Below are 475 nucleotides of genomic sequence, written 5' to 3' on the forward strand. Positions count from 1 at the left end.
ACAATTAATGAAGCATTAATCTTATTAAATGAAAATGTTATTATCTCTTCTTTTAAAAAGAATATTCAAAAACAATTACCACAAAGTAGTGTAATAGATGTTCAGGATAAGGAGCTAGAGAAACAGAAAGATTTACGGATGTTGTTACCATTTCTTCAGCTTTTCAGTATATTAGCTCTTGGAATTGCCGCTATTACTACTTCTAATACAATGAAAGTCATTATTGCTTCACGTACGCATGATATCGCTGTTATGAAGTCCGTAGGAATGAAAACTAAATATATTATTCGATATTTTCTATTAGAAGCATTATGGCTAGCGATTCTCGGAACAGTTGGTGGGATTGTACTCGGCTTATTAGCTAGTGTTTGGCTGACGTCCTATCTAGCAGACGTGCTTTCACTACCGCTACATTGGGGAATTTCATGGTCCGTAATTTTTACAACAATTATTGTGGGATTAATTGTAACCTTCT

Annotated in this window: 1 protein-coding gene; it reads left to right on the top strand. The window is 33.9% G+C overall.

Annotation, left to right across the window (positions count from 1 at the left end):
- A partial coding sequence (locus RT405_RS13270) for an FtsX-like permease family protein (protein ID WP_313470323.1) occupies nucleotides 1-475 on the top strand: 475 nt, incomplete at both ends.

It is taken from the genome of Carnobacterium sp. (assembly GCF_032094055.1).
Taxonomy (GTDB): Bacteria; Bacillota; Bacilli; order Lactobacillales; family Carnobacteriaceae; genus Carnobacterium_A.